This window comes from Candidatus Cloacimonadota bacterium (assembly GCA_034661015.1).
Taxonomy (GTDB): domain Bacteria; phylum Cloacimonadota; class Cloacimonadia; order JGIOTU-2; family JGIOTU-2; genus JAYEKN01.
This window is the reverse complement of the sequence record JAYEKN010000035.1, coordinates 1-4,972: the sequence shown is the minus strand read 5'-3', so window position 1 is coordinate 4,972 and position 4,972 is coordinate 1. Positions and strand designations below refer to the sequence as shown.

At 34.9% G+C, this 4,972-nt stretch carries 3 protein-coding genes; all 3 read left to right on the top strand.

Annotation, left to right across the window (positions count from 1 at the left end; genetic code table 11):
* On the top strand, positions 1-2,363 hold a 2,363-nt coding region (locus U9P79_01245), incomplete at its 5' end, for a PAS domain S-box protein (GenBank protein ID MEA2103255.1).
* A gap of 116 nt (positions 2,364-2,479) precedes the next feature.
* Positions 2,480-4,165, top strand: a complete 1,686-nt coding sequence (locus U9P79_01240) for a T9SS type A sorting domain-containing protein (GenBank protein MEA2103254.1) — start codon at positions 2,480-2,482, stop codon at positions 4,163-4,165.
* 110 nt (positions 4,166-4,275) lie between these two features.
* A complete protein-coding gene (locus U9P79_01235; protein ID MEA2103253.1) occupies positions 4,276-4,947 on the top strand; it encodes a hypothetical protein in 672 nt (223 codons plus the stop codon).
* Positions 4,948-4,972: the final 25 nt, after the last annotated feature.

Sequence of the window (4,972 nt, the reverse complement as noted above, 5' to 3'; positions counted from 1 at the left end):
TCACAGAACGCAAGCAAGCAGATGAAGCACTGCAACGGAAAGCTTTCCAAATGGATTCTTTTATAAATAACATTCCTGATATTGCTTGGCTAAAGGATACCAATTCAAATTTTATTATGGTAAATAAAGCATACGGAAAAGTTGTTGGAATAGCTCAGGAAAAGTTTGTTAATAATACAAGTGCTGTTTATTTTGATGAAGAAACGGTAAAGAAGTTCGAGGAGGATGATCAGAGAGTGGTGAAAAGCGGAGAAAAAATTGTAACTGAAAATTCAATTATAAACGCAGAAGGTAATAGGATTTTTCTGGAAACAATAAAATCACCTATTTTTAATGAATCAGGTAAAGTTATTGGAACTGTCGGTGTAGCTAGAGACATTACCGAATGGAAGCGGACGGAAAAAAAGATAAAAGAAAACCAGCGGAAAATGGAGATAATTTCCAAAACTGCGATGCAATTTGTTGAATTCCCTTTGGATGAGGATGTTTACAAATTTATTGGAGAACAACTTAAAAATTTAGTAGGCAAAGACTCGTTTATAATTATTAACTCTATAGATAAAGGAACAAATGATTTAATAACGCGGGCAGTTCTCGGAATGGGCAAATTCACAAAAAAAGTATTTGACTTGCTGGGAAAAAGCCCGATAGGAATGAAAAATAGTGCAAATGATAGGAATCTTAATTATCTTTCTGACGGTTTATTACATGATTCCGGAAAGAGTTTATATGAGATTTCTTTAAAGACTATTCCCAAACCTGTTTGTTTAAGTCTAGAAAAAATGTTCAATGTCGGTAAGATATTTACAATCGGATTCACACAGAAGGAGCAATTATTGGGAACTGCTATTATTGTGTTGCGGGAAAGTGCCACTGAAATTAAAGACTACGAAGTCGTCGAAACATACATCAGGCAGGCTTCCATAGCAATCCAGAGAAGACAGGCAGAAGAAGCGCTGCACAAAAGTGAGAAAAAATATCGTTTACTTGCCGAAACATCAACCGATACAATAATTTCGATAGATCTGGAAGGTAAATTTACCTACTTGAGTCAAGCGATTGAAAAATTAACAGGTTATAATTGGGAGCACTTTCTGGGGCACTCTTTTACAGAATTTATTGCACCGGAATATGTTGAATCAACTATTGCTCGTTTTGAAAAAGCTCTTAAAGGAGAAAAAATCCCCCTTTATGAAATTGAGATTTTACATAAAAACGGCAGTAAAATACCGGTTGAATTGAACGTTTCAACTCTTTTTGATATTAAAGGAAAAACTATTGGCAGACTTGCTATTGTGCGTGATATAACAGAACGCAAAAAGGCAGAACTCTCCCTAAAAGAAAGCGAGAGAAATTTTCGTTTATTATTCGAGACATCACCTCTCGGAAATTTCATTGCAAAACCAGACGGAACAATCCTTGATGCAAATCAGACTTTGTTAACACAACTTGGCTCACCTTCCGTAGAAGCAACTTGCAAAATAAATGTACTTAAATTTCCACCTTTGGTAAAATGCGGTTTTGCTGAAAAATTTATTGAATGTGCGAAATCAGGTAAGAATATCATTGAAGAATTTCCTTATCAATCAAAATGGGGTAAAGAAGTTATTATGTCGTGTTATATTGTGCCTTTAAAAAACGATTTCGGTAAAGTTGAAAAAATATATATTTTATTGGAAAACATCATGAAGCGAAAAAAAGCGGAAGAACAGGTAAAGAAAGATCTGGAAGAAAAGAAAACACTGCTGCGTGAATTGTATCACAGAACAAAAAATAATATGCAGGTTATTGCCTCAATGATGCAATTACAATCTCTGAACACTGATGACGAATTTATTCACAGATCGTTCAATGAAATTATTGATAAGATAAAAGCAATGTCTCTCGTTCACAATAAATTGTATGAATCAAAAGATTTGTCCAAAATAAATCTGAAGGATTACATTGCAGACCTGATTGAGCTGCTGATGATAAATCATAGCGTACCAAAGGATCAAATATCCTTGAAACTCGATCTGCAAGATGTGTTATTGTTGCTTGATTCTGCTATTCCTTTGGGATTAGTTCTCAACGAGTTAATTTCCAATGTGTTTAAACATGCATTTCCTGATAATCGAAAAGGAGAAATTTGCATCCGCTTATTCAGAGAGGAAAACGGAACAATAAATATTCATTTTGGAGACAATGGAGTTGGGCTACCTGCAGAATTCGATCCTAGAAAAAACGATTCAATGGGGCTGCAAACCATGCTTGATCTTGTGGAATATCAATTGCAAGGTGAGATAAATCATACTACAAAGAATGGATTGCAATGGGATATCAAACTTAATGATAATTTATACGAAAGGAGAGTGCAAGAATAAATTTGGTAAACCGAGCTCCATCCGAAAAGAATCGGCTGAAGTCCGGTTTGCAGTATCACGGAGATTGACAAATAAAACGTATTCATTAAAATTATAAAAAAAATAAGGTGAATGAAATGAAAAAATTATTGATCATTGTTTTTGTTTTTCTTTCAGTTATGCTCTCAGCAGACATGATTGAAGAATTCAAAGAATTTCAAAGAGATATCAGCAGGCAGACAGCAAAATTCCAGAATTCTGCTCTTCACAAGCAAATTAAAGCAAATAGGGAAACCCGCGAATATGTTGTGGGTGATACCAAAATTTTTTGGGCATGGGATTTTTCGGTAATGCCTCCTCTCTGGATTCAAACACCTGCAACCTGCAGAGCTGTTGGAGACCATTGCTACATATTTGTCGCAGATGATCAGTGGAATCTGAATATGGATCAAACAGACATTGATATCATATTGCCGTATCTCGAAGATTACACCATGATTTCAACTGAATGGGGCGCAATTGAAATGGATGAAACACTTTTCGGTCCAATTCCGGATGAGCTGGATAACGATCCCAAAATAATTGTCTATTATTCTGCACTTGGTTCATATATGGGAACCAGTTTCGATGGATATTTCAGTGCTTATAATCAGGTTACGGAAGCAGAGGCTCAACAAATGAATCCCTCCGGACACAGCAACGAGTGTGAAATGATTTATATGACTTGCTACCCGTTGAATCCAACCGAACCTATCCGCATATCGGTTTTAGCTCATGAACTGCAGCATATGATCCATTGGCTGGGTGATGTGAACGAAGATACTTGGGTAAATGAGGGTTGTTCGGAACTGGCAATGGTTTATTTCGGTTTGCCGGACCCAATTTTAACTTTTCCAAATAATCCGGATAATTCGCTCAATGTATGGGATCAGGAATTTGCAGATTATGTGAAAGTGATGCTCTATTTTACCTATTTGGAAGAACAGTATGATGCGGTTGGCGACAGTTTGATAAAAGATATAGTTTCCGAACCTTTGAACGGTATTGCCGGTATTACAAATCAATTGGTCGCAAATAGCATAAACCAGCCATTCGAAGATATTTTTGTAGATTGGACAATCGCAAATTTCTTAGACGATCCTGAGGTTGAAAACGGGCATTATTATTATGAAAATCTGAACTTACCTAATTTCCACGCTATTTATACTCATTCTGCCTATCCTGCGGGTAATAGTGGTAATATAAATGCATGGGCAACAGATTATATTCGACTTTATCCGGGTGAGGGAAATCTGGAATTAACTCTTACTACTAATTTTCCCATAGGACTTGGGGTTATGCGTCTTGGCATGGCTGGGGTTACTACAACGGTTGATAAATACACAATTAACGGTAATTGGTCTGGACTACTTCCTGAATTAACCGCAGATTACAGTCAGATGATTTTATCCTTTGCAAATAACGGGTATTCCAACGCCTCCTATTCCTATTCGATTGATGATGATATTTTTCATGTGGAAAATATCCCAAACTCGAATGATATTTCAATTTCCTGTTATCCAAATCCCTTTACAATTAATTCAAACTATATTTCATTTTCAATAAATTCTTTTCAAATTCCGCTGGAAAAAATCGAAATCTTTAATGTTAAAGGGCAAAAGGTGAAAGAAATTCCCAGCATCTTACCTTCAACTAATCACTCCTTCACTGTAAACTGGGATGGGAAAGACGAAAATGGTAGATTAATGGGAAATGGAGTTTATTTTTATAAGGCAACAATCGGAGAAAAGGAATTCGGGAATCAGTTTATTATTATGAGGTAAAGAACACAAATTGTGAAACTCAAGTCGCGTCAATTTTTTCGAAACTCGAGTCGCGTCAATTTTTTCGACACGACTCGGGTTTTGAAAAGTACATTTAATTTGAAGACAAAATGAATTTAAAAAAAGCCACATTATTTGCAATTGTTGGAATTTTATATATTTTCATTTCCAGAACAATCGCCACTTTTTTCTTTCCCAATTTAACAAATCTTGCTGTAACACAAATTAACACACTCTTATCATTATTAGCCAGTTTTGCCGTTCTAATTTTCTACATTTATTTTTATAAAGATTATGTTCAGGAAAAACAAATTGCTCTAAAGGTCGCTTCTCTGATTGCAATTATCGGATCTTGTGCGACATCCTTACTTTTTCTGAAGGGCGTTCTTAAAATTTTTAATTTGTATATTCCGCAATGGCAAATGCTAAATGTTCTAACTCCTTTTGTAAGCACAATATTTTCATTATATTTTTTCATAATATTTTACAAAGCGTGTCTTCCAAATGTTTCAAAATTGAAAATTGCTCTATTGTTAGCAATTATTGGCTTTTCGATTTCAACGTTGATTCGAACATTTATTCTAATTAATTTTTTCCATTCAGGAATTTTCAGATGGCTGTGGAATTATTCTTTAGAATTTCTCTTTGTTTTCATTCCGATAATTGCTTTTATATTTTTGGCAAATTTGTATTTCTTCATAATTTTTTATAAGGAACAAAATAATCTTAATCTAATCTTCCAAATCACGCATCCCCCCAAAATCAGCAAAAGATCAGCGTAAATTACACCTATACCTAAATTGGCGC